Genomic DNA, 23,169 nt, shown 5'->3' with positions numbered 1-23,169 from the left:
CACGGGCGCGGGCGAACCCGGCGGCGAGGGTGGTACGGACCCTGCCCCCTCGCGACTCGTAGAACCGGACCACGACATCGCCGGAGCGGTCGTCGGCGAGCTTGACCGCCTCCACCACGACGCCCGGATCGCCCACCGCGACCAGCGGCGGTCCGGCGAGCCGGGTGGCGGCCGGGCGCAGCGGGAGGCTGAAGGCGTACCCCCCGGTCACGGCGTCGCCATGTCGGCGCCGGGGCACAGCGCGTAGCGGAAGCGGTGCCGGCCCCGGTCCGCGTGGGGGTCGGGGCTGTGGGGGCCGCGCAGCAGGGGGAGCCGGAGGGTGGTGGTTCCGCCGTCCTCGCGGGTGCGGCGGCTGACGTCGTGACACCGCCCTAGCCGTGGCCCGCCGACGCGGACAGCTCGCCCACGAAGGGCACGGGCTCGGGACGGGAACATGTGGTGCCGACCGGCAGCGAGGTCCGCTCCCGGGCCGCGTCGAGCAGGGTGAGCATGACGTCCAGGACATGCCGGGCGAGCTCGGCGGAGGCCCGGTGCGGACGGCCCGCCCGCAGCGCCCGCGCCATATCGGCCAGGCCGTACCCCCGGGCGGAGCCCGCGTACCCGGCCGACGGCGCCAGCGGCTCCCAGGCGCCACCGCGCCAGAGCTCCACCGGGCCGTCGAAGGTGTTGGGGTCCGGTACCGACAGCGAGCCCTCACTGCCGTGGACTTCGATGCGCGGCAGCCGGGCCGCGTGCACATCGAAGCTCATCAGCAGCGTGGTGAGCGCGCCGCCTCGATGCTCCAGGACGCCCGTGACATGGGTGTCCACCTCGACCGCGAAACGCTCGCCCGCGCGCGGCCCGCTGCCGACGCTTCGCTGGGCGCGCGGCCGGGAGGCCGCCCCGGTGACCCGGACCACCGGGCCCAGCAGGTGCACCAGGGCGGACAGATAGTACGGGCCCATGTCCAGCAGCGGCCCGCCGCCGGGCCGGTAGTAGAACTCCGGGTCCGGATGCCACGCCTCGTGCCCGGCGGTGGTCATGAAGGCGGTGGCCGCGACCGGTGTGCCGATGAGCCCGTCGTCCACGGCCCGGCGCGCGGTCTGGGTACCCGGGCCGAGCACGGTGTCCGGCGCGCAGCCGACCCGCAGCCCCGTTCGCCCGGCCGCGCCCAGGATGGCGTCGGCCTCCTCGCGGGTGCCGGACAGCGGCTTCTCGCCGTACACATGCCGTCCCGCGGCGAGCGCGGCCAGCGCGACCTCGGCGTGCGCCGCCGGGATGGTCAGGTTGAGTACGGCGTCGACGTCCTCGCGTGCCATCAGCTCGTCGGCAGACGCGGCGACGGCCACGCCGCCCCCGGTGCTCTTGGCCGCGGCCTCCGCGCCCTTGGCGGCGGCCTCGGCGGTTTTGGCCGCGGCTTCGGCGGTCTTGGCCGCGGCCTCCGCGCGGGCCCGGTTGAGGTCGGTCACAGCGGTCAGGCGCAGTCCCGGCAGCCGTGGCAGCGTGTCCAGATAGGCCCCGCTGATCTTGCCCGCCCCGACCAGCCCTATCCTCAGCGGCTCGCCCACAGCGGCCCCCTCCCGGTCAGCGCCCGCCCCTGGGGCGCCCATTCGCTCGTCGCGTTAGGTGTCACGGCCTCTGCACGCTCCCGTCGGTGGTCCGCAGCAGGGCCCAGCGGTCGTGGGCCAGGGGTTCGGGCGCCGGATATCCGCGCGCGGCGAACTCGTCGAAGTCGACGCCGAGGCCGTACAGCCCGGGGTCGTTGGTCTCGACCCGCACGATGGGGTACGGGCAGCCTTGAGGTGCCGTCAGGAAGGTGCGTACGGCGGTGATGCGGAGCTTGTCGCCGCGCTCCTCCACCCAGGGGGCCTGGGCCAGCGGGAGATGCGGCTCGCGGGGTGCGGACATACGCTCCCATTCCCATAGCCGAATGGCGATCGTCCATTCGAACGTAAGGAGGGTTCGGGAGCGGTGTCAATGACCGTACCGGGATATGGCCGGACCCAGGCGTGCGGCGGGGCCCGGAGGCTCAGTGCTCCCCGAGGCGCTTCAGCAGGGTGCGCAACGAGTGGGCCGCCTCGGTGACATGGGCGGCGATCTCGCCCAGCCGGGCGTCGTCCATGCGGCTGCGCGGCGCCGAGCAGCTGATCGCGTCGCCGCCGCCGTGCCCGGTGCCGAGCGGGACCGCCACACAGCGGATGTCCACCGAACTCTCCCCCTCGTCCACCGCCCAGCCGCGCTTGCGGGCGTCGGCGAGCTGGGCGAGCAGCTCGTCCGGGTCGGTGACGGTGCTCGGAGTGAGCGCCGGGAGCGGCCAGTTGAGGCGGCGCTGGACCTCCGCGGCGTCGTACTGGGACAGGACCGCCTTGCCCAGCGCGGTGGCGTGCGCGGGCAGCCGGCGGCCGACCGCCGAGTACATCCGCAGGGCGTGGCGGGATTCGCGCTTGGCCAGATAGACGACGTCCGTGTGGTCCAGCCGCCCGAGGTGGACGGCCTCGCCCGTCTCCTCGGCCAGCAGGTCGAGCACGGGCCCCGCGATCCCGGCCAGGTCGTCGCTCTCCAGATACGCGGTGCCGGTCAGCAGCGCCTTGAGGCCGATGCTGTACAGCGTTCCGGACGGGTCGGTCTCCACCCAGCGGCGTGACTCCATGGTGCGCAGCACCGCGTGCAGGCTGCTCTTGGGCACGGACAGGGTGCTCGCCATGTCGGCGAGCGAGAGCCGGGCGCCCTCGGCACCCAGGAGTTCGAGCACTTCCAGGACGCGCGCCGCGGACTTGACGTCCTCGTGACGCCGGACCCGCGCTGCTCCCGACACCGATTCCACACCAGCCTCCGCTCCCCGGCCCGGCGCCCGTCGGCCCCGGTCCCCGACAACTTACGTAGCTCGTCTTGACGCTATATCACGGCAAGCCTACGTTCCGTTACTCCAACGTTATTCGGTCTTCTGAACGCTTTGCATCAGGCGAGGGCTCGTATGCGGACCAGTTGTCCTCTTTCTCCTCCCTCGGGCCGTTCCTCCCCGCCGCCACGACGTGCCCGTCTCGCGGCGCTCGGCCTCGCCGCGGCGCTGTCGGCACGGCCAAGCCGCTCGCCCGCTACCACCCCACCGCCGAGATCACGGCCCCGCTGTCCCGCTTCGCGGGGCTGTACGACACCTCGCGCTGCGTCCGGCTGCTGGGCTTCTCCCCCGCCCACCGCTGGCGCACCGCGGACGCCGTCACCAAGGACCCCCACTGACGAGGGTTCCGAGGTGCTCCTCCGCCACGGAAGGAACGTGAGATGGCACAGAGCCCCGGCACCACGCGCCGGACCTTTCTGACCCGCACGGCCGCGGGCGCCCTGGGCGCCGGGGCCCTCACCGCGGCGGGAGGCCGGGCGGCGGCCGCCGTGCCCGCCGCCTCGAGTTCATCCGCCACCGCCCGGCTCGCCCAGCCAGATCGAGCCCGCCACCGCCACCCCGCCCACGGCGCCGAGCTACCGGACCTACAGCGGGGCGTACGGGCGGACGGGCCACGCGGCCGAGACGGCCTATCTCGACCGCACCGCGTACTGGGTGGGCCGGTTCAAGGCCTAGACCACCGGTTTCGTGGGCCGGTTGGGGGTCAGCGCGATCTGCTTCCTGAGCATCCGGCCGCCGTCTCCGGTGAGCCGGAGGTAGTAGTCGGAGGAGCAGACGGTGCCGTCCTCGTCGAGCGCCCAGATCCCCGATCCGGACGGCACCATCGACGCGTTCTCCGCCGTCTTGGCGATCTGATTGCCCTCGTTGTACTCGTCGAACATGGAGATGTAGATGCCCTGCGCGCCGACCCGCACCATGTTGTAGAACTGCCGCCACATGAAGTCGCCGTGGGCGCGCTGCCGCGAGTGGGTGTCGCCGGGGAGCACACACGGCTGGTAGTCGATCCCGTTGGCATCGCAGTCGGCCTGGTCCGGGGTGTTGACGCCGCCGAAGAAGCGGTCGGTGTCGGCGATGTTGCCGATGCGGCCCACCATCCACGGCGAGAGCATGTGGAAGGCGTGGTAGACGCCGATGTAGCCGGGGCGTGAGTCCTCGTTGCCGGACCGCCAGTGGGTGTGGGACCCCGCCCATCACATAACAGCCCTGGGATGTGAACCAGTTGACGATGTCCAGGCAGTCCGCGGCCGCCCAGGGCTTGTTGGCCTCGTTGAAGCCGAACCCCCAGATGCCCACCACCGGCTTGCCGTTCTGGGGTTGAACCGCTGGAGCGCGGCGGTGTCGATGTCGTACTGCCGCATCCAGCGGAAGTGGGTGTCCACGGTCTGCTGGTCATAGGACGAGAACAAGGTGGCCGGCCGGCCGTTGTTGAGGTTGTTGTAGCCGGTCTTGTAGCCCTTGGCGTAGTCGCGCATATCCGGCCAGCTGTGAATGCCCGTATTGCCCGGCGACGGCGGCCGGGACATATCGGCGGCCCAATGCCACCAGCCATTGATCGGGGCACCGTCACCCGCACAGGCGAACCAGCCCTGATAACCGACGGTGATCTTCCCTACGACGTCACCGGGCGGACTGGCCGCGTCCGCGGTGCCCGTCGTCAGCCTGGCGGCGCCCAACGCGCCGAGCGCCGTGGCACCGAGCGCGGAACCGATGAGATGGCGGCGTGAAATACCCATAGGGCCTGCCTTTCCGGCAGTGAGCGGCTTGTGTGGGGTGCTCGCTGCGGCGGAGCATAATAACGCATTAACGGTTCCGCAATTCAATTGACGATAAGCCGAATTCAGGCGGCCACCGCCATCCTGGCCTCTCGTGCTATTGCGAGGAACGAGCCCGCCCGCGGACCGAGGCGGGGGTGGGTGTGCGGCACCCCGGGGTCCTCTGCATAGGCTGGGGTCCTGTCAGGACAACGGCGGTAACGGGGGACACAATGCGGAAAGAGGCGGTTCGGTACCTTCACTGCCCGTACTGTTCCGGCGCCATGACGATGACCGACGGCGTGCTGCGGTGCTCGCAGGGGCACAGCTTCGACGTGGCGAAGCAGGGGTATGTCAATCTGCTGCGTGGCGCCGCCAAGTTCAGCGCGGACACCGCCGCCATGGTGGCGGCCCGCGCGGACTTCCTGGCCGCCGGTCACTACGCGCCGATCGCCGGAGCACTGGCCGCGCTCGCGCGCGAGACGGCACCGGCGGCGACGGGCGGGGACCCCGGCTGTGTCGTGGACATCGGTGGCGGAACGGGCTATCACCTCGGCCGGGTGATGTCGGAGTTCCCGGACTCCGAGGGAATCCTGCTCGACATCTCCAAGTTCGCCGCCCGCCGGGCCGCGCGGGCGCATCCCCGGATCAGCGCGGTGGTGGCCGACGCCTGGGACGGGCTGCCGCTCGCCGACGGGGCCGCGTCGGTGGTCCTCAATGTCTTCGCACCGCGCAATCCGGCCGAGCTGCGGCGGATTCTGCGTCCCGAGGGTGTGCTGCTGGTGGTGACACCCCGGCCCGATCATCTACGGGAACTGGTGGAGGCGCTGGGGCTGCTGCGGGTGGGCGAGCAGAAGGACGAGCGGCTGGCGGACCGGCTCTCGGCGCATTTCACCGAGGTGGCCCGGGAGCGGTCGCGGAGCACCATGACACTGGACCACAAGGCCCTGCCGCAGCTGGTGGGGATGGGCCCCAACGCCTGGCATCAGGAGGGCGGACGGCTGGAGGAGCGCATCGCGCGGCTGCCCGAGCCCTGCGATGTGACGCTGTCCGTCACGCTCACCGCGTACCGCCCGCTGGTCTGACGCCCGGCCCCCACCGGGTTCCGCCAGGGGCCATCACGTCCAGACGGTGTATCCGCCGTCCACGCGGATCGCCTCGATACCGCTGATGTACCGGGCGCCGCAGCGGTCCTGGGGCAGGACGAGCTGGGGGCCCGCGCGGTCGAGCGGAGTGTCGTCGATGGTGACCGCGAGCAGCACGGGGGCACGGCCGAAGTCCGGGTCGATCTCGGCCCAGGACAGCAGCGCGCGGTGGCCGTCCACGCCACGTACGGCGATCAGGAAGCGCAGCCGGTCCTTGCGCCGGGCGGGGTCGAAGCCGGGGCCGGCGGCGACCAGGACGTCATGCAGAAACGGCCCGGTGAAGCGGTGGTGCTGGATGCCACTGGTGGCGCAGTCGAAGCTCACCTGGGCCCGGTGCTGGGGCCAGGAGAGCAGCTCGGACACCGTCAGCCGGGCGGGGCGGGTCAGATCGCCGGTGAGGGCGACTTCCGCCATCGGACCGGCGGCCGTCCTGGCAGCTGCGAGGGAGTCACTCACGGCCTACCACCTCCTGGAGGAGCGTTACCCGAACACCCATCCCAGGCAAACGCACATGCCATGCCGATAGACCAAAGATCGCGCTCATGCCAGGGAGAAGCCTGTCTGTCCCTCGCATCTGCGGCATGGCGACATCCGACTCACCGATGGTTCGGGTGACGACCGGACCGCAGGCGCCAGAGCCGACCGCCATGGACGAGCGTCGCGGCGCCCAGGAGGAGGAAGGCACCGCTCGCCACGGTCAGCAGCGCCCAGACGGCGACCTCCCGATCCGGCACGTCCGCCGCGTACGACCAGCGCACCAGGAAGTTCGTGGTGGCGGCCACCGGAAAGATGTAGACCCACAGCCCCGTGTGGAACGACCGCTCGCGGAGGGTCGGCAGCAGAAAGGCGACCAGGGCGAGGGTGAAGAAGAGGATGCCGGAGAATCCGTAGCCGACCCCGTCCAGGCGGCCCCCATGGGCGGCGAGCCAGGCGCTGCCGCCCACGGCGGGCGGGATGATCAGGACGGTGAGGGTGGGCCGGGCCGGTGGCGGAAGCGGACTGCCGGTGACCAGGCTGCCGAGGATGACCGTCCCGAAGGCCAGCCAGTACAGAACCCCCACGGCGAAGGCCGCCGCCGCCACCTCGGGGAGGCGCAGCGTCGACGCGGTGATGCTCGCGATGAACGGCCCGGAGGAGACCGGCAGCAGATAGCCGGGGTGCAGGGCGGTCTCACTGAGGGTGCCGGTGAGCCAGTGGGCGAGCAGCCGGGCGGCCACCAGCGCGGCCGCCACGAGGAAGACCACGTAGGCCCAGCGGGCCCCGTCCTGACCGAAGCGCGAGAAGTGGCCGGTGATCAGCATGCCGATGATGGGGACGTACGCGAGGGCGAACCCCTGGCCCGGGTGGCGCAGATCCTCGCGCAGATTGCGCCACCGGGCTCCGCCGTGGCGTACGTACGCGGCCAGGAGGACGACCCAGATCAGCCCGCTGACCGCGTACAGCGCATCGCTGATCTGGATCCACGCCGACACGGCGGAGGCCGCCGCCTGCCAGGCCCCGCCGAGGCCCGCCGAGCCCAGCGAGATCGCCAGCAGACTGATGCTCGCGCTCCGCGAGCCACGGGAGGCGGGGGCCGTGTACGGCGGGGATTCGACCGAAGTGGCGGAGGCCATGAGCTGTGTCCTAGGAGTCGATGGAGCCACGGAGTTGCCAGAGTGACGTAATGGTCTAATTTTTTAGCCGCTTACGTTATAGCATGTGCGACCACTGAGACGTAAGTCTCATTTGCCAATAGACCATGTGCTACGCTGGCTGGGTGGCCAGTGAAGAATCGGACTCCGGGCGGCGGATCCCCGCGACCGCCGAGGCGATCGTGGACCTGCTCAACTCCCGGCCGCACGGCCCCGCGTTCCCGGAGACGCTCCAGGACCCCGAGACGGCGAGCACCGTCCTGCGCCCGTTCGGCCAACCCGCCGCGGAGAGACCATCACCGCAGCGCATGGCCAAGATCCGCGGTCTGCGCACGACCCTCATGGACATCATCACCGCGCCGGACAGCGCGGAGGCGGCACCCGGCTGGGCACGGCTGGCCGAGCGCGCGTCCCCCGTCACACTGCGGCAGGACTTCTCGGAGCCGGGGAAGGTGCGGCTGCGGCAGGTGGGCGGCGACCCCGTGCTCGGTGGCATCACCCTCGCGGTGGCGGAGCTTATCTCCGACGGCACCTGGCCACGTATCCGCATCTGCGCCAATGAGCGCTGCGACCACGCGTTCTACGACACCACGCGCAGCCGCACCCAGCGCTGGCACGCGTACGACACCTGCGGCAACAAGAGCAACGTGGCCGCGTACCGGGCCCGGAAGAAGGCCCGGCCCGGCGGCTGACCCGAGAGCCGCCGGGCGGAGCATGCGGTGGGGGAAGGGTCAGTTCGCCTGCCACCAGCCGGTGACGGCCTTGGCGTAGTCGTCCGCGCCTTCCTCCCAGACGAAGTGGCCCACATCGATGATGTCGAGCTTGCTGTTCGGCAGGCGCTCGTGCAGATACTCGGCGTTCGCCAGCGGCACCACCGGGTCGTGGCGGCCCGCGATGACCTGGACCGGCGTCTCGATACCGGGCAGCAGCGTGCTCAGCACCGGCAGTTCGCCGGGGTACGCACGGACGTACGGCATCTGATCGACGAACCGCTGGCCCACATAGGCCGCGAGGTAGTCCTCGCGCACCACCTCCGGCAGCTCATAGCCCTCGATGTTGGCAATGGCGGCCGTCATGATGTCCTTGGGGCCCAGCGCCCGGTACGGAGCCAGGTCCTCGGCGTGCACCCACTCGTCCAGCACACCGCCCAGTTGCAGCGGGACCGCCGCGCCACCGGTGCCCACGACCGCGCTGCGGAACCGGTCCGGGTGCTGGGCCGCGGCGAACAACACCGCGCTGGTGCCGATGTCCGGGCCCACGACATGCGGCTTCGCCAGCCCGAAGGCATCGGCGAGCCGCACGATGAACTCGCCCATCGCCCTGGGCGACAGCAGGTCCTCGCGGAGCTCGGAGTGCCCGAACCCCGGCAGGTCCACCGCGATCAGATGGGCGTGCTCGGCCAGCCGCGACCAGCCGGCGTCGTAGGCGTACAGACTCTCCGGCCAGGGGCTCAGCAGCAGCGCTTCGTGCTCATGGGGCTTGTCGCTCTCGGCGTACCGGATGGACAGTCCGTCGACCGTCCGGAACCGGGGCTTGATCTCGCTCATGTCCTTGTCCTTTCGCACACCATGTGGTGATTCAGCTCAGCGGGACGTCGAGGACCGCCTTGCGGTGGCTGAACGTCTCCAGTGAGTAGCGGCCGTGGTAGCTGCCCATGCCGCTCTCCCCGACGCCGCCGAACGGCAGGGTCGGCAGGGTCAGATGGAAGACCGGGAAGCCGAAGTTGACGGCGCCCGAGGAGGTTTCGGCGATCAGCCGGGCCCGGGTGGTGTCGTTCTCGGTGAAGGCGTAGAGCGCGAGCGGCTTGTCGCGGTCGTTGATGAAGGCGATGGCCTCGGAGAGGTCGTCGACGGCCAGGATGGGCAGGATGGGGCCGAAGATCTCCTCCCGCATCACCGGCTCGTCCGGCTTGACGTCCAGCAGCACGGTCGGGGCGATGTACTTCTCGGCGCGGTCGGTCTGCCCGCCGACCACGGTGCGGCCGGAGCCGAGCAGTGCGGTCAGCCGGTCGAAGTGGCGCTCGTTGACGATGCGGCCGAAGTTCCCGGCGGCCCTCGGATCGGCGCCGTACTGCCGCTCGATCGCCTGGGCCAGGGCGGGCACCAGCGCCTGGGCCGTGTCCGGGTCGGTGAGGACGTAGTCGGGCGCGACACAGATCTGCCCGGCGTTGGAGAACTTGGTGGCCGCGATGCGTTCGGCCACCGTGGTGAGGTCGGCATCCCGGTCGACGAAGACCGGGGACTTGCCGCCGAGTTCCAGGGTGACGGGGGTCAGATGCTCGGCCGCCGCGCGCATCACGATCCGGCCCACGGTGCCGTTGCCGGTGTAGAAGACGTGGTCGAAGCGCTGGGCCAGCAGCGATGTCGTCTGTGCGACACCGCCCTCGACCACGGCGGTGGCCTCGGTGTCGAGATGGGCCGGAAGCAGCCGGGCCAGCAGTGCGGAGGTCTGCTCGGCGAGTTCGGAGGGCTTGATGACCGCCGCGTTACCGGCAGCCAGCGCGGCGGCGACGGGGGTCAGCAGCAGATAGATCGGATAGTTCCAGGCCGACAGGACCAGGGCGACACCGAGGGGGTCGAACTCGGTGCGGGCCGTGGTCCCCTCCGGCAGATGGGAGACGGTGACCTCCGCGGGCTGCGGGGCGAGCCACTCCTCCAGGTGGTCGAGGTAGTCGTCGATCTCGCGAACCGTGATGTCGATCTCCGACTGGTCGACCTCGGCGCGGTTCTTGCGCAGATCGGCCCAGAGGGCGTCGGCGATGGCCTCGCGGTTCTCGGTCAGCAGGGCGCGCAGCCGGATGAGCTGCTCGCGGCGCCAGGCGAGGGGTTTGGTGCGGCCGCTGCGATGGGTCTCCCGCAGCCGCGCCACGAGGGCGGCGGCGTCGGTCTCGGTGAAGGCGGGGTGGGTGAGGGTCATGGGGCGTCCGTTCTCTGGCGCCCGGCCGGCGGGCACGGGTGCTCGACGTAAGCGTCTTTATGATTTAGACGCTTACGTTATAGCACACGTGACCGCGGATCTGTAATCCTCTTCAGTTAATAGACCATGTCCCAGGTGCTCGCTGACCAGGCTCATTCCTCCGCGTCGCGGACCAGGAGTGCGATCTGCACCCGGTTCTCCACCGCCAGCTTGGCGAACAGGTTGCTTATGTGCGCCTTGACGGTCGCGACGCTGATGTGCAGCCGCCCGGCGATCTCCGGGTTGCCCAGCCCGTCCGCGATGGCCCGAGCGGTATCGAGTTCTCGTGTCGTCAGGGCGGACAGCTGTTTCCGCGCGGCCTCGCGGGACGAGCTGCGAGCCGTGGAGGACTGTGGCCCGGTGGCCGCGGCGATCACCCGTGCCGTGGCCACCGGGGACAGCACGGGGTTCCCTTCCGCGACGGTCCGCACCGCGTCGATGATCCGCGCCGGCGGGGTGTCCTTGAGGACGAACCCGAGTGCTCCGGCGCGCAGTGCGCCGAGCACCAGATCGTCGGAGTCGAATGTGGTCAGGATGAGCACCCGCGGCGGCGCCGGCCTGGTGAGGAGTTCCCGGGTCGCGCTGAGACCGTCACGGCCGGGCATCCGCACGTCCATCAGCACGACGTCCGGCCGCCGCTCGTCCACCACGGTGAGCGCGGCATCCCCGTCGGCCGCCTCCGCGACGACGTTCAGGTCCGGTTCGGCCTCGAGGACGAGTCGCAGCGCCATCCGCACCAGTTGGTCGTCGTCGACGATGACGACACGCACCGGCTCCCGATCGGTATCCACTCATGCTCTCTTTTCGTGGGTGGGGTTCGGCCAGGGTAGCCGCGCGGTGAGGAGGTATCCGTTGTCGGGTGTGGGGTGGTGGTCGAGTTCTCCGCCGGCGAGGGTGATGCGTTCGCTGAGGCCGAGCAGACCGAATCCCGATGCCGGTGGTGGTGCGGTCGCCCTGGCGGCCGGGGTGTTGTGGACGCTGACGTTGAATCCGTCGCCCGCTGTTCCTTCGAGGGTGATGTGTACATGTGCGCCAGGGGCGTGTTTGGCGGCGTTGGTCAGTCCTTCCTGGACGATCCGGTAGCAGGTGCGTCCGACGACGTCGGACGGTGTTCCCGTCACGGTGGTGGTGAGCGTGACGTCCAGTCCGGACGTGCGGGCGTCGGCCACCAGGTCGGGGATTCCGTCGAGGGAGGGCTGCGGTGGTTCCGGGCGGCCCGGGTCGGCCCGGAGCACACCCAGGACATCCCGTAGTTCTTCCAGCGCTTGGTGGGAGCCATCGGCGATACCGCGGACCAGCACGCGGTTTTCCTCCGCTGTGAGGTCGCCGCGGTGGTCCAGCACTCCGGCCTGCATGGCGACCAGGGAGATCCGGTGCGCGAGCACATCGTGCATCTCGCGGGCGATCCGGTTGCGCTCCAACGCCCGTGCCTGTGCCGCTCGCGCGGCCTGTTCCCGCTCCGCGCTCTCCGCCCGGTCCCGGAAAGACCGCACTTCGACACGGCGCGCGCCGATGGCCATGCCCGCGGCCACGGCGATGCCCGCGATCAGCGCCGGTAGCGCGAGTGCGAGCCACAGCGGGCCGGCCGGGGTCGGGTAGATCCCGCCGGCGAACTGTGACGCGGTCACGAGGGCCAGCCCGGCGACCCCGCTCTCCACCGGACGGCGACGGGTGGAGAGCGAGAGCAGCGCCAGAAACGCGGCGCCGGAGGCGAGCGCCGACGCGGTCGAGGCGATCGCGACCGTCATGGCGACAGCGAGCGGGAACCGCCGCCGCCACAGAAGCGCCGTCAGACAGCCGAGAGCCACCAGCGGATCACCGATGAAGAACCACGAGCCGGGTCCGGTCGTCTCCGTCCGCAGCACCACACCGGTGGAGAGCCAGAGCGGTATGCCCACTGCCGCGGCCGCCATCAGCCGCCAGGTCTGCTGCCACCATCCGAGCGGTGGCGCGACGTCCGTATTCACCTGGTCATTATCGCGACACGGTGCGGCCCGTGCGTCAGACCCGGGGGCTGATGTGCCCCCGACCAGAGTCGTATCCCCGCCTCGTCCTTGGTCGAAGGCGGTTCGAGCCGCCGGGCTGATGTGCCTGCCGCGCCGCACGGACAGACTCGTTCACGTGCCGAGACAACCGAACACCAAACGGAGAAGCGCGATGCGCAAGGGTGGCTATGCGGCCCTTGAGGCGGTCGGGATGGTGATCACGGCCCTGGCCGCCCAAGGGGTGATCCACGGTTTGCTCAACCCGGACACCGAGCCGCTGTGGGGCATCGTCAACGGGGTTCCCGGCGGCCTCACCGGCCAGATGATCCTCCTCGGATCCATCGCGCTCGTCGCCATGGTGCTCGGTGGCTGGGCGCACACTCGCAAGGAACCGACCACCGAGCGGGCCGGTAATTCCGGGGGAACCCGCGGCCGAGGAACGGTCTGACGGCATCCGGGACGACGGGGCCGTCCCGAGCCCACCCGTTCCGGCGCCCCCGTACGCGCCCCTCAGGAGGACAACAGATGCGCAAACGTGATCGGCTTCGATACGCGTGGCGTCGGCCACAGCACGCCGGTGACCTGCGACCTGACGCCGGAGCAGCAGACCCGCGGCAACTTCCCGCCGTACGCGGACACCGCGGCCGATGTCGCGCGGGAGGCGGGGAACGCCCGGACCATCGCCAAGCAGTGCGCCACCTCGCGGACGGCGCGGATGCTGCCGCACACCGCCACCGCGAACACCGCGCGCGACATGGACCGGATCCGGGCGGACCTCGCCTGCGCTGCCGAGCCCAGCACGTCACAGGAGTAGAGACATGATCAAGGAGTGGCGGCATCGTCGGGCCGTGCAGCGGGTCAAGCCCGGGGACGGACGAGCGTTGAAGCGCTTCCGCTGGTGGCAGATGCTTACCCGCGCACTGTTCCACCTCCGGCTGATGAACGACGACGGCCGGCAGACGGTCTACGCCGTCGACGTCAAGCATCAGAACACGTCGGACGGCTACGTCAAGGCCCATCTGTACCTCGATGGCAGGCATCACGCCGAGTCCAAAGTCCCTGCCGTCTTCCCCGTCCAGGGCGGCACCGTCGAAGTAAGGGCGAGCGGCTTCGGACTCAAGCGCTGCCACTACGTCACCGCCGAGGGGGCCGAGCTCCAGCTCATCCCGGACCCCCGCTCCGCCGAGGGGCGCCGCGCGCGCCTCGACCGATCGCACCCCGGACTGAGCCGCTTTATCGGCTTCCTCTCAGTGATCATGCTCGTCGTCGGCCTGGTTCTCCTGATCCTTCAGCTCGCCGAACAGGTCACCCGGGCGCCGGAGGGCGTCGCCCAGTACGTCGGGACGTTCACCTCGCCCATTGATCTGTCGGCATGGGGCAACACCGTGGTCGGGCTCGTCACCGTGGCGGCCAGCACCGAGCGGGCGCTGCGGCTGCGGTACAGCCGGCTGCTCGACGGCGCGGCGGGCTGATCCCAGTTCCTCGGACTGGTCGTGGCCGCTTGTCGTGATGGGCGCCACGGTCCGTTAGTCCAACACCCCCGCGCACTTGTCCATGGGCGGCCGCCCCGCCGCCGTCCCAAGGTGGAGCACTGTTCCCACCAGCGAGGGAGGAGCGGCGCGTTGACCCACACAGAGGAGGGGCGGCCGGGAGCGTGGCGGCCCGGCCGCAGAGCGGTCATGGTTACCACCACACTGGCCGGAATCGGAACGGCCATCAGCGCGGGCGGTGGCACCGCGCACGCCCGTGACACCGAGCGCACATTGCGGTCGAAGCGGCTGGAGGTCCGGGTGGACCCGGAGTTCCCGCGCATCGTCGCGTACACCGACCGCGAGAGCGGCGCGGTGCTGTACGGGCAGCGGGAGCCGGTCCGTACGGTGCTCATCGACGGCGTCGAACACACCCCCCGCACCACCGCCGTCACCAGCGGCCCGGACCACATCAGCTACACCCTCGCCTTCGGCGCGGACGCCGAGATCGACATCCGTGTCCGGGTCAGCGAATGGCAGGTCGACTGGCGCGTCACCCGGATCGCCGACACCGACGCGCTGCGCGTGGGCACCCTGCGCATCCCCGGCCTCGCGTTCCTCAGTGTCGGCGCCGACCAGCCGGGCGCCACCCTGCTGGCCGCGCGGATCGACCTCGACCAGGCCAAGAGCGGTGACACCGTGGTCCGGCCCACGGCCGACACGCCCACCGACGACGACCCCATCGGCTGCGCCTACGCCGTCGTCAGCACCGACCGGCTCGCCGCCGCCGTCGAGACCAACACGGTCTGGGACAAGCCCTCCTCCGCCGCGGGCACCACGTGGGAGAACGGACGGCTGTGGCGGCAGACGGTGCGCGAGGACGGGCAGATCACCGCCCGGCTCTGCTGCGGTGAGTGGACCCACCGGGCCGCCACCGCTCCCGTCGGCGCCACCGAGCCGCTGCCCTGGGCCACCGTGGTCCTCACCCGGGACCGCAACGGCGACGGCGTGGTCGACTGGCAGGACGCCGCCATCGCCTTCCGCGACATCATGGTCAATCCGCTCGGCGCCGACGAGCAGCATCTGCGGGTCGTCCCGCACATCCCGTTCAACTTCGCCAGCCAGGCCACCAACCCGTTCCTCGACACCCTCGACAATGTCAAGCGCATCGCGCTGGCCACCGATGGACTGCGGCAGTACACCCTGCTCAAGGGCTATCAGTCGGAGGGCCATGACTCCGCCCACCCCGACTACGCGGGCAACTACAACACCCGCGCCGGTGGTCTGGCCGACCTCAACACCCTGCTGCGCTCCGGACGCCGCTGGAACAGCGACTTCGCGGTGCACGTCAACGCCACCGAGTCCTATCCGGTGGCCAACGCCTTCTCCGAGACACTGGTCGACAGACACGACAAGCAGTGGGACTGGCTGGACCAGTCGTACCGCATCGACGCCCGCCGCGACCTGGTCTCCGGCGATATCGTCCGGCGTTTCCAGGACCTGCGGAACGACACCGACCCGGCCCTCGCCGGTCTCTACATCGATGTCTTCCGCGAGTCCGGCTGGAACTCCGACCGGCTCCAGCGGGCCCTGCGCGAGCAGGGCTGGCGGGTGGCCACCGAATGGGGCCACGGGCTGGAGCGCTCCTCGCTGTGGTCGCACTGGGCCACCGAGACCGACTACGGCCCGGACAGCTCGCGCGGTATCAACTCCCGGCTCATCCGCTTCCTCCGCAACCACCAGAAGGATGCCTTCGCCGACAAGTGGCCCACCCTGCTCGGCATCCCCCGGATGGGCAACTTCGAGGGCTGGACCGGCAAGACCGACTGGACCGCCTTCTACCGGCTCATCTGGACCCACAGTCTGCCCGCCAAGTATCTCCAGGCGTACCCCATCCGCACCTGGGGCGACCACGAGATCACCTTCGAGGGGCCCGGCCGCACCTCCGTCACCGACACCGGCGGCGTCCGCCGCATCACCACCGACGGGCGGCTGGTCTACGACGGCGGTGGCTATCTGCTGCCCTGGGAGCCGCGCGAGGCCACCGACCCCGCCAAGCTCTACCACTACAACCCGGCGGGTGGCACCACCCGTTGGCGGCTGCCGCGCGGCTGGTCGGGACGGCGGTCCGTGGTGCTGTACCGCCTCACCGACCAGGGGCGCGCCAAGCCGGTCACCCTGCCGGTGCGCGACGGCCACATCAGCGTCACCGCCGACCCCGACGTCCCCTATGTGGTGCTGCGCTCCCCCGCCCCTGCCCAGGCGGCGCCCGGCTGGGGCGAGGGCACCCCGCTGTACGACCCCGGTTTCCACTCCGGTTCGCTGCGCGGCCGGCAGACCACCGGCCCGGCCACCGTGGAACGCGGTGCGCTGGGCGACTACGAACTGGTCATCGGCGAGGGCGCCGCCGCCACCGTCGGCCAGCGCATCGGCCGGCTGGCCCCCGGCGGCTATGTGGCCTCCGTACAGGTGGAGGTGGGGGCGGAGGCCGGTGAGCGGCGGCGGGCCGCGCTGCGGGTGCACACCGCCGACGGCGTCACCGCGGAGAACTGGACCGAGACCTCGACCGCCGTGAACCACATGGCGGCCGACCGCAAACACGGCACCCGTTTCCAGCGGATGTTCACCTACTTCACCGTCCCCGACGGCGGCGGCCCGGTCACCCTCACCCTCGACGTGGCGGCGGGGCGGGCCCGGGTCCGCTTCGACCGGCTGCGGGTCGTGCGGGCCCGGCGGACCACGAGGCCCGGCGCGCTGGTGTACGAGGACTTCGAGCGGGTGCCCCAGGGCTGGGGCCCGTTCGTCAAGGGCGACGCGGGCGGGGTGACCGACCCGCGGACGCATATCGCGCGGCGGCACGCCCCGTACACTCAGGCCGGTTGGAACGGCAAGGTGATCGACGATGTGCTCGAGGGCGGCCAGTCGCTGAAGTCGCGCGGCGAGAACCCGGGCCTGGTCTACCGTACGGTGCCGCACACCGCCCGCTTCCGCCCCGGGCGGTGCTACCGGGTGACCCTGACCTACGCCAACGAGGCGGCCGGTCAGTACGCATGGGTCACGGCCGTGGACGAGCCCGGGGCGCGGGAGCTGGAGCGCACCCCGCTGCCCGCCGCCACCGGGCGGGCCACGCACGGCTACACCGTCACCGCGCCCGCGGACGGCGAGCTGTGGGTGGGGCTGCGGAAGACCGGCGACAGCGGCACCGCGGAGTTCACGCTCGACTCCTTCACCGTGGAGGAGCTGGACTGACACCGCGCGGGGAGCGGGGCTGACACCGCGGAGGGAGCGGGGCTGACACCGCGGAGGGAGCGGGACGGCCCGCACACGTGTCCCGCTCCCCGCGGTCCCCACCTTCGGTTACGTGTCCATCCACCCCGCCGCACGGCCCCCTCCCGCCCCCTGGCGAGCGGGCGGTCCGTGGGCGAAGATCTGCGGGTGGGGGCGCAGCCGACCGGAGGGGACCGCGGATGTATCACACCTGGATGCGGTACTTCACGCCCAGCCCGGCCCATCACCGGCTCGGCCTGGTGTGTCTCGGTGTCGGCCTCCAGCACGGCGCCCTGCCCGTCGTCGGCCCGCGGGTCCTCGACCATCATGTGGCGGTGGTCATCAGCGCGGGCCGCGGCTGGTTCCGCGGCGCGGACGGCCGCCGCCGTACCGTCACCGCGCCCGCGCTGCTCTGGCTCACCCCCGGTGTCAGCCACCACTACGGCCCGGACCCGGACACCGGATGGGACGAGGCGTTCGTCGACTTCACCGGCCCGGCCACCGCCGCGTACGCCGATCTGGGCTATATCGACCCGGACCGTCCGGTGGTCGCGCTCACCGACACCGCCACCGCCCGTACGGCCATCGGTCGCATCGTCCGCGCCGCGCGCCGGGGCAATCCGTTCCTGGAGGTCGAGACGGCCGCCGCCGTCCATGAACTCCTCGTCGCCCTGCGCCGCGTGCGCGCCGGTGGCGGCTCGGACGGCCATCCGGTGCTCCAGGCGCTGGCCAGGGACGCCTTCCAATCCCTGTCGGTGGCCGAGCACGCCGCCCGGCACGGCATGACACCGGCCGAACTGCGCACCGCGGTACGGCGCGGCGCGGGGTGCAGCCCCAAGGACTACCTCCTCGGGATCCGGCTGGGCCGGGCCAAGGAGCTCCTCGTCGGTACCGAAATGCCGGTGGCCGCCATCGCCCGCCGCGTCGGCTACGACGACCCCGCCTACTTCAGCAGGCTGTTCGCCCGCCGCGTGGGCACCGCACCGGTCCACTTCCGCGAGCAGCAGTGCCGCTCGGTCCCCGGCGGTTTCACCAACCGCGTCCCCGACCCGGCCCGCCCACCGACGATCCCGCCCTGCGCCCCGCCGGACGACGCACGGCTCGGCGGCGCATGACGAAACGGCGAGTGACGAGGCGGCGCATGACGAGGCGGCGCATGACGAGGCGGCGGGTGACGTGTTAGCCCATTGGGGGGACGTTGGGCCGCGATCCGCACGACAAAGGGGCACCATGCATGCGAAGCCGGTCATTTCCGGCCGCTCATCCCCATCAAGGAGTTCCCATGCGTATGCGGACCGCCCTGTCCACGCTCGCTCTCACCGCCGCGTCCCTCGCCGTCGGCGCGACCGGTGCCGTCGCGGAGGACGGCCCCGATGTCACCGTCAACAACGCCAGCAGCACGACCTTCCCCGGCGTATGCGCCAGCAACCAGTTCTCCTTCGTCACCGTCCCGGTCAACCTGGTGGGCCAGTCGGACTCCAGCTCGTGCTGACCCCCCGCGCCACGAGCCCGTGAGGGGCGGAACCCCCGGCCCACGCGGCCGGGGGTTTCCCATGCCGTAGGCTGGCCGGTGCAGCTGGTTCGCCCCGTCCGCCAGGCGGGACGCGTCGCAAGAGGGAACCCGGTGGAAATCCGGGACTGCCCCGCAGCGGTGAGCGGGAACGACCGCCGTCATACGCACTGGGTCCGGTGAGAGGGACCTGGGAAGCGACGGCCATTAGGTGTCCTCCTGAGGAGGACGCGCCCGTGAGTCCGAAGACCTGCCATCTGCCCGCGTACGGACCACCCGTGCGCGGACATCCCGGTGACCTCGAGGGCGGGTCGGCGAACATGCACCAGGCGGACGACCGCGCGCCTGCCGCGCGAGGTCGTGGCGTCCGGTCCGTCACCCTTCGCGCTCTCCTCCCGTCGCCGGGACCTCAGGGATTCATCTCGCGAAGGAGATCTCCGTGACCACCAAGTCCGCGGCCGCGGCGGCACGGGCCACCGTGTACGGCTACCCCCGCCAGGGCCCGAACCGGGAACTGAAGAAGGCGATCGAGGGCTACTGGAAGGGCCGCGTCACCGCCGAAGCGCTGAGGGCCACCACCGCCGAACTGCGCCGCGCCAACTGGCGGCGACTGGCCGGGGCGGGCATCGACGAAGTCCCCACGGGCGACTTCTCGTACTACGACCATGTGCTGGACACCACCGTCATGGTCGGCGCCATCCCCGACCGCCACCGGGACGCCGTCGCCGCCGACCCGCTCGACGGGTACTTCGCGATGGCGCGGGGCACTCAGGACGTGGCGCCGCTGGAGATGACCAAGTGGTTCGACACCAACTACCACTATCTGGTCCCCGAGCTGGGTCCGGACACGGTGTTCGCGGCCGACTCCGCCAAGCAGGTCGCGGAGCTCAAGGAGGCCCTCGCCCTCGGGCTGACCGCGCGGCCGGTCCTCGTCGGCCCCGTCACCTACCTCCTCCTCGCCAAGCCCGCGCCCGGCGCGCCCGCCGGCTTCGAGCCGCTCACCCTCCTGGACCGGCTGCTTCCGGTGTACGCCGAGGTCCTGGCCGATCTGCGGGCGGCCGGTGCCGAGTGGGTGCAGCTCGACGAGCCGGCCCTGGTCCAGGACCGCGCCCCCGCCGAGCGACACGCGGCCGGGCGCGCCTACCGTGACCTCGGCGCCCTCACCGACCGCCCGAAACTGCTGGTCGCCTCGTACTTCGACCGCCTCGGCGAGGCGCTGCCGGTGCTGGCCAAGGCCCCGGTCGAGGGGCTGGCGCTGGACTTCACGGAGGCCGCCGCGGCGCATCTGGACGCGCTGGCCGCCGTCGGCGGGCTGCCCCGCAAGCGACTGGTCGCCGGGGTCGTCAGCGGCCGCAACATCTGGGTCAACGACCTGGAAAAGTCCCTGACCACGCTCGGCACCCTGCTGGGCCTGGCGGACCGGGTCGATGTGGCCGCCTCCTGCTCGCTGCTGCACGTCCCCCTCGACACGACGGCCGAGCGGGACATCGAACCGCAGATCCTGCGCTGGCTGGCCTTCGCCCGGCAGAAGACCGCGGAGATCGTCACCCTCGCCAAGGGCCTGGCCCGCGGCACCGGCGCGATCACCGCCGAGCTGGCCGCGAACCGGGCCGACCTCGCCTCCCGCGCCAACTCCCCCATCACCCGCGACCCGGCCGTCCGCGCCCGCGCCGCCGCGGTCACCGGGGACGACGCCCGCCGCTCCCAGCCGTACGCCGAGCGCACCGCGGCCCAGCGCGCCCACCTCCGCCTGCCGCCGCTGCCGACCACCACCATCGGCTCCTTCCCGCAGACCGGCGAACTCCGCACCGCCCGCGCCGACCTGCGCCGCGGCCGGATCGACACGGCCGGTTACGAGGAGCGCATCAAGGCCGAGATCCAGGAGGTGATCTCCTTCCAGGAGCAGACCGGCCTGGATGTGCTGGTGCACGGCGAGGCCGAGCGCAACGACATGGTCCAGTACTTCGCCGAGCGGCTCACCGGCTATCTCGCCACACAGCACGGCTGGGTCCAGTCCTACGGCACCCGTTACGTCCGCCCGCCGATCCTGGCCGGTGACGTCTCGCGCCCCGAACCGATGACGGTGCGCTGGACGGCGTACGCCCAGTCCCTCACCGAACGCCCGGTCAAGGGCATGCTCACCGGCCCGGTCACCATGCTCGCGTGGTCCTTCGTCCGCGACGACCAGCCCCGCGGCGACACCGCGCGCCAGGTCGCCCTCGCCCTGCGCGACGAGGTGAACGACCTGGAGGCGGCCGGGACCTCGGTCATCCAGGTGGACGAGCCCGCGCTGCGCGAGACCCTGCCCCTGCGCACCGCCGACCGGCCCGCCTATCTGGCCTGGGCGACCGAGGCCTTCCGGCTCACCACCGGCGGGGTACGCCCCGACACCCAGATCCACACCCATATGTGCTACGCCGAGTTCGGCGACATCGTCCAGGCGATCGACGACCTCGACGCCGATGTCATCAGTCTGGAGGCCGCCCGCTCCCATATGCGGGTGGCCCGCGAGCTCGCCGCCCACGGCTATCCGCGCGAGGCCGGGCCCGGGGTGTACGACATCCACTCCCCGCGGGTGCCCAGCGCGGAAGAGGCGGCCGAACTGCTGCGGACGGGCCTGAAGGCCATCCCCGCCGAGCGGCTGTGGGTCAACCCCGACTGCGGTCTGAAGACCCGCGGCTGGCCGGAGACCCGCTCCTCACTGGAGAACCTGGTCACCGCGGCCCGTACGGTCCGCGGTGAGCTGCCCGCGTCCTGACCCGGACGACCGGCCGGGACCGGTGACGCGCAGCAGGTCCAGCTTGCCCGCGTCGCCGCTTCCGGTCGCCGCCGTGTAGGTGACCATGCGCAGATCCGCGCCGGGGACGATGAGCACATCGCAGTCGAGCAGGATGTCGCCGATCTCCGGATGCCGGATCGTCTTGCGGTCGGAGGTGTGCTGGGCGGCGGTCGTCCGGGTGGCCCAGTGACGGGCGAAGGCCTCGGACTCCGCCCGTAGTTCCCGCACCAGGCGGGCGAGCCGGGTGTCGGCGGGGTAGCGGGAGACGGCGTCCTTGAGGTCGGCCACGATGGAGGTTTCGAAGGTGTCGAGTCCGCGTTCGGGCCGGACGCGGAGCACCGGGTCGCGGGCGGCACCGGTGCCGAACAGGGCGCGGGCCAGGTTGCGTTCGGCGGCCGGGAGGACGGTGGGGTCGCCGTGCAGGGCGCTCCACATGGCGTTCCACCACACCAGGGTCCAGTCGGCGGTGAACACCCCGATCGGGACGTCGCCCAGGCGCGCCGCGAGCCGCTGGATGCCCGGGGGCACATGGGCGCTGACCGTCCCGTCCCGCGGCGGCAGCAGCCCGGCGCTCCGGTACAGCTGGTCGCGTTCGGCGCGGGACAGCTGGAGGGCGCGGGCGAGGGCGCCGACGACCTGGTCCGAGGGGTGCTTCGCGCGTCCCTGCTCCAGGCGCAGGATGTAGTCGACGGAGAGCCCGGCCAGCTCGGCGAGCTCCTCGCGACGCAGCCCCGGCGCGCGGCGGCTCGCCTTCGGGGTGAAGCCGGCGTCGGCCGGGGCGAGGCGGTCGCGCCAGGCGCGCAGGAGCGCGGCGAAGTCGGAGCGGGAGGAAGCCATGGGTTCATTCTCGCCGCGCGGCGCCGGATGAGCCTGGGTACTGCCGGTCCTAGTGACGGGGACGGCACTGGTCGGCGTCGACGGGGGCGGCGAACGTGGAGCCGCCGCGCCCGGACCGGGCGCCATCGGCCGACCAGTGAGGGAGCCTTCCATGCCCGCTACGGAGCACACCATCGTGATGACGGGCGCGAGCCGCGGGATCGGGCGCGTCGCCGCGGAGCACATCGTGCGCCGGTCGCCCGACGCGCACCTCCTCGTCGTGGCCCGCGCGTCCTCCGGCGCCCAGCTCGCCGAGGAGCTCGCCACGGGCGGGCGTACGGTCTCGTACGTCCCGGCGGACCTCGGCTCGCTCCAGAGCGTCCGCTCCGCCGCCACCGAGATCCATGACCGGCTGGAGCGCGGTGATCTGCCACCGCTGCGCGGCTTCGTGGGCAACGCGGGGATGCAGTACACCAACGCGCTGACCGAATCCCCCGACGGGTACGAGGCCACCTTCGCCATCAACGTACTGGCCAACCACCTCTTCGTCCGGGTGCTCCAGGACCGCTTCACCGCGCCCGCCCGGATCGTGATCACCGTCAGCGACACCCACTTCGGGGACTTCAAGCACAACCTGGGCATGGTGCCCGGCCCCGTCTGGAACTCCCCCGATGTCCTGGCCCGTCCGGGCGCCTTCGCCAAGCCGGCCGGCACGGCGGGCGGGCGCACCGCGTACTCGACGAGCAAGCTGGCCGCCATCCACCTCGTGCACGAGTACGCGCGGAGGCTTCCGGCCGGGATCGACGCCATCGCGTACAACCCCGGTTTCGTCCCCGGCACCGGTCTCGCCCGCAACGCCGGTCCGCTTTCCCGCTTCGCCATGCGGCGCGTCCTGCCGGTGATGGTCCTCACGCCGTTCGCCACCGGCCGCGGCGCCGCGGGCCGCTACCTCGCCGATGTCGTGCTGGGCACGACCCCGGCAC

Annotated in this window: 19 protein-coding genes, 4 pseudogenes and 1 riboswitch; of the genes and pseudogenes, 11 read left to right on the top strand and 12 right to left on the bottom strand. The window is 71.7% G+C overall.

Annotation, left to right across the window (positions count from 1 at the left end; all coding sequences use genetic code 11):
* Positions 1-10: 10 nt before the first annotated feature.
* The 4 genes and pseudogenes from ACFXB5_RS14220 to ACFXB5_RS14205 all read right to left on the bottom strand — a co-directional run.
* Positions 11-363 (bottom strand): annotated as a pseudogene (locus ACFXB5_RS14220) (alpha-mannosidase); the annotation flags it as partial.
* 8 nt (positions 364-371) lie between these two features.
* Positions 372-1,547 (bottom strand): Gfo/Idh/MocA family protein, encoded by a 1,176-nt coding sequence (locus ACFXB5_RS14215; protein WP_385206828.1) that lies wholly within the window; start codon positions 1,545-1,547, stop codon positions 372-374.
* A 61-nt stretch (positions 1,548-1,608) separates the two neighbouring features.
* On the bottom strand, positions 1,609-1,887 hold the full coding sequence (locus ACFXB5_RS14210) for a hypothetical protein (RefSeq protein WP_385206825.1): 279 nt from the start codon (positions 1,885-1,887) through the stop codon (positions 1,609-1,611).
* Positions 1,888-2,008: 121 nt separating this feature from the next.
* Positions 2,009-2,803, bottom strand: a complete 795-nt coding sequence (locus ACFXB5_RS14205; protein WP_385206823.1) for an IclR family transcriptional regulator — start codon at positions 2,801-2,803, stop codon at positions 2,009-2,011.
* 161 nt (positions 2,804-2,964) lie between these two features.
* Between ACFXB5_RS14205 and ACFXB5_RS14200 the strand changes: the two genes are divergently transcribed.
* On the top strand, positions 2,965-3,216 hold the full coding sequence (locus tag ACFXB5_RS14200) for a hypothetical protein (RefSeq protein WP_385206820.1): 252 nt from the start codon (positions 2,965-2,967) through the stop codon (positions 3,214-3,216).
* Between the two features lie 336 nt (positions 3,217-3,552).
* On the opposite strand, the pseudogene ACFXB5_RS14195 reads toward ACFXB5_RS14200, so the two are convergent.
* Positions 3,553-4,611 (bottom strand): annotated as a pseudogene (locus tag ACFXB5_RS14195) (glycoside hydrolase family 71/99-like protein); the annotation flags it as partial.
* Between the two features lie 251 nt (positions 4,612-4,862).
* On the opposite strand from ACFXB5_RS14195, the gene ACFXB5_RS14190 reads away from it, so the two are divergent.
* On the top strand, positions 4,863-5,714 hold the full coding sequence (locus ACFXB5_RS14190) for a putative RNA methyltransferase (RefSeq protein ID WP_385206818.1): 852 nt from the start codon (positions 4,863-4,865) through the stop codon (positions 5,712-5,714).
* Between the two features lie 33 nt (positions 5,715-5,747).
* On the opposite strand, the gene ACFXB5_RS14185 is transcribed toward ACFXB5_RS14190, so the two are convergent.
* Positions 5,748-6,230, bottom strand: coding sequence for a molybdopterin-dependent oxidoreductase (locus ACFXB5_RS14185; protein WP_385206815.1), 483 nt, complete (start codon positions 6,228-6,230; stop codon positions 5,748-5,750).
* Positions 6,231-6,370: 140 nt separating this feature from the next.
* Positions 6,371-7,387, bottom strand: a complete 1,017-nt coding sequence (locus ACFXB5_RS14180) for a hypothetical protein (RefSeq protein ID WP_385206812.1) — start codon at positions 7,385-7,387, stop codon at positions 6,371-6,373.
* A gap of 143 nt (positions 7,388-7,530) precedes the next feature.
* Between ACFXB5_RS14180 and ACFXB5_RS14175 the strand changes: the two genes are divergently transcribed.
* Positions 7,531-8,097, top strand: a complete 567-nt coding sequence (locus tag ACFXB5_RS14175) for a CGNR zinc finger domain-containing protein (protein ID WP_385206809.1) — start codon at positions 7,531-7,533, stop codon at positions 8,095-8,097.
* A 39-nt stretch (positions 8,098-8,136) separates the two neighbouring features.
* On the opposite strand, the gene ACFXB5_RS14170 is transcribed toward ACFXB5_RS14175, so the two are convergent.
* The 4 genes from ACFXB5_RS14170 to ACFXB5_RS14155 all read right to left on the bottom strand — a co-directional run bounded on the left by ACFXB5_RS14170 (position 8,137) and on the right by ACFXB5_RS14155 (position 12,327).
* Positions 8,137-8,952, bottom strand: a complete 816-nt coding sequence (locus tag ACFXB5_RS14170; RefSeq protein WP_385206806.1) for an alpha/beta fold hydrolase — start codon at positions 8,950-8,952, stop codon at positions 8,137-8,139.
* Between the two features lie 31 nt (positions 8,953-8,983).
* Positions 8,984-10,321, bottom strand: coding sequence for an aldehyde dehydrogenase family protein (locus ACFXB5_RS14165; protein ID WP_385206804.1), 1,338 nt, complete (start codon positions 10,319-10,321; stop codon positions 8,984-8,986).
* Positions 10,322-10,473: 152 nt separating this feature from the next.
* Positions 10,474-11,151 (bottom strand): response regulator, encoded by a 678-nt coding sequence (locus ACFXB5_RS14160; RefSeq protein ID WP_385206801.1) that lies wholly within the window; start codon positions 11,149-11,151, stop codon positions 10,474-10,476.
* Complete coding sequence (locus tag ACFXB5_RS14155) at positions 11,152-12,327, bottom strand: sensor histidine kinase (protein ID WP_385206799.1); 1,176 nt, start codon at positions 12,325-12,327, stop codon at positions 11,152-11,154. It lies immediately after the preceding gene.
* 154 nt (positions 12,328-12,481) lie between these two features.
* On the opposite strand from ACFXB5_RS14155, the gene ACFXB5_RS14150 reads away from it, so the two are divergent.
* The 7 genes and pseudogenes from ACFXB5_RS14150 (at position 12,482) to metE (ending at position 21,349) form a co-directional block, all read left to right on the top strand.
* Positions 12,482-12,793, top strand: a complete 312-nt coding sequence (locus ACFXB5_RS14150; protein ID WP_385206796.1) for a hypothetical protein — start codon at positions 12,482-12,484, stop codon at positions 12,791-12,793.
* Positions 12,794-12,877: 84 nt separating this feature from the next.
* Positions 12,878-13,150 (top strand): annotated as a pseudogene (locus ACFXB5_RS14145) (alpha/beta hydrolase); the annotation flags it as partial.
* 13 nt (positions 13,151-13,163) lie between these two features.
* Positions 13,164-13,817 (top strand): hypothetical protein, encoded by a 654-nt coding sequence (locus ACFXB5_RS14140; RefSeq protein ID WP_385206794.1) that lies wholly within the window; start codon positions 13,164-13,166, stop codon positions 13,815-13,817.
* Between the two features lie 207 nt (positions 13,818-14,024).
* Positions 14,025-17,063: an endo-alpha-N-acetylgalactosaminidase family protein gene (locus tag ACFXB5_RS14135; RefSeq protein WP_385206930.1), complete on the top strand. Its 3,039-nt coding sequence runs from the start codon at positions 14,025-14,027 to the stop codon at positions 17,061-17,063.
* 218 nt (positions 17,064-17,281) lie between these two features.
* Entirely contained in the window at positions 17,282-18,196 is a 915-nt protein-coding gene (locus tag ACFXB5_RS14130; protein WP_385206791.1) for a helix-turn-helix domain-containing protein, read from the top strand.
* A gap of 167 nt (positions 18,197-18,363) precedes the next feature.
* A complete protein-coding gene (locus ACFXB5_RS14125; protein ID WP_201850588.1) occupies positions 18,364-18,573 on the top strand; it encodes a hypothetical protein in 210 nt (69 codons plus the stop codon).
* A 68-nt stretch (positions 18,574-18,641) separates the two neighbouring features.
* Positions 18,642-18,864: riboswitch (cobalamin riboswitch) on the top strand.
* A gap of 166 nt (positions 18,865-19,030) precedes the next feature.
* The gene (metE, locus tag ACFXB5_RS14120) at positions 19,031-21,349 is read left to right on the top strand and encodes a 5-methyltetrahydropteroyltriglutamate--homocysteine S-methyltransferase (RefSeq protein WP_385206788.1); all 2,319 of its coding nucleotides are present in this window, start codon (positions 19,031-19,033) and stop codon (positions 21,347-21,349) included.
* On the opposite strand, the gene ACFXB5_RS14115 is transcribed toward metE, so the two are convergent.
* On the bottom strand, positions 21,290-22,207 hold the full coding sequence (locus ACFXB5_RS14115) for a helix-turn-helix transcriptional regulator (RefSeq protein ID WP_385206786.1): 918 nt from the start codon (positions 22,205-22,207) through the stop codon (positions 21,290-21,292). The two genes, metE and ACFXB5_RS14115, sit on opposite strands and share 60 nt — an antisense overlap.
* 151 nt (positions 22,208-22,358) lie before the next feature.
* Here ACFXB5_RS14115 and ACFXB5_RS14110 point away from each other — a divergent pair.
* Positions 22,359-23,169, top strand: a pseudogene (locus ACFXB5_RS14110) (SDR family NAD(P)-dependent oxidoreductase); the annotation flags it as partial.

The sequence above is a fragment of the Streptomyces sp. NPDC059455 genome (assembly GCF_042750115.1).
Taxonomy (GTDB): domain Bacteria; phylum Actinomycetota; class Actinomycetes; order Streptomycetales; family Streptomycetaceae; genus Streptomyces; species Streptomyces endocoffeicus.
Note: the sequence above shows the minus strand (reverse complement) of the source record. Positions and strands in the feature narration are given on the sequence as shown.

What these genes read in the sequence shown, in the direction of transcription:
- ACFXB5_RS14125 (WP_201850588.1), top strand. Translation starts at nt 18,364, where the DNA reads ATGCGTATGCGGACCGCCCTGTCCACGCTCGCTCTCACCGCCGCGTCC.
- ACFXB5_RS14210 (WP_385206825.1), bottom strand. Translation starts at nt 1,887, where the DNA reads ATGTCCGCACCCCGCGAGCCGCATCTCCCGCTGGCCCAGGCCCCCTGG.
- ACFXB5_RS14115 (WP_385206786.1), bottom strand. Translation starts at nt 22,207, where the DNA reads ATGGCTTCCTCCCGCTCCGACTTCGCCGCGCTCCTGCGCGCCTGGCGC.
- ACFXB5_RS14165 (WP_385206804.1), bottom strand. Translation starts at nt 10,321, where the DNA reads ATGACCCTCACCCACCCCGCCTTCACCGAGACCGACGCCGCCGCCCTC.
- ACFXB5_RS14130 (WP_385206791.1), top strand. Translation starts at nt 17,282, where the DNA reads ATGTATCACACCTGGATGCGGTACTTCACGCCCAGCCCGGCCCATCAC.
- ACFXB5_RS14135 (WP_385206930.1), top strand. Translation starts at nt 14,025, where the DNA reads ATGGTTACCACCACACTGGCCGGAATCGGAACGGCCATCAGCGCGGGC.
- ACFXB5_RS14170 (WP_385206806.1), bottom strand. Translation starts at nt 8,952, where the DNA reads ATGAGCGAGATCAAGCCCCGGTTCCGGACGGTCGACGGACTGTCCATC.
- ACFXB5_RS14180 (WP_385206812.1), bottom strand. Translation starts at nt 7,387, where the DNA reads ATGGCCTCCGCCACTTCGGTCGAATCCCCGCCGTACACGGCCCCCGCC.
- ACFXB5_RS14190 (WP_385206818.1), top strand. Translation starts at nt 4,863, where the DNA reads ATGCGGAAAGAGGCGGTTCGGTACCTTCACTGCCCGTACTGTTCCGGC.
- ACFXB5_RS14140 (WP_385206794.1), top strand. Translation starts at nt 13,164, where the DNA reads ATGATCAAGGAGTGGCGGCATCGTCGGGCCGTGCAGCGGGTCAAGCCC.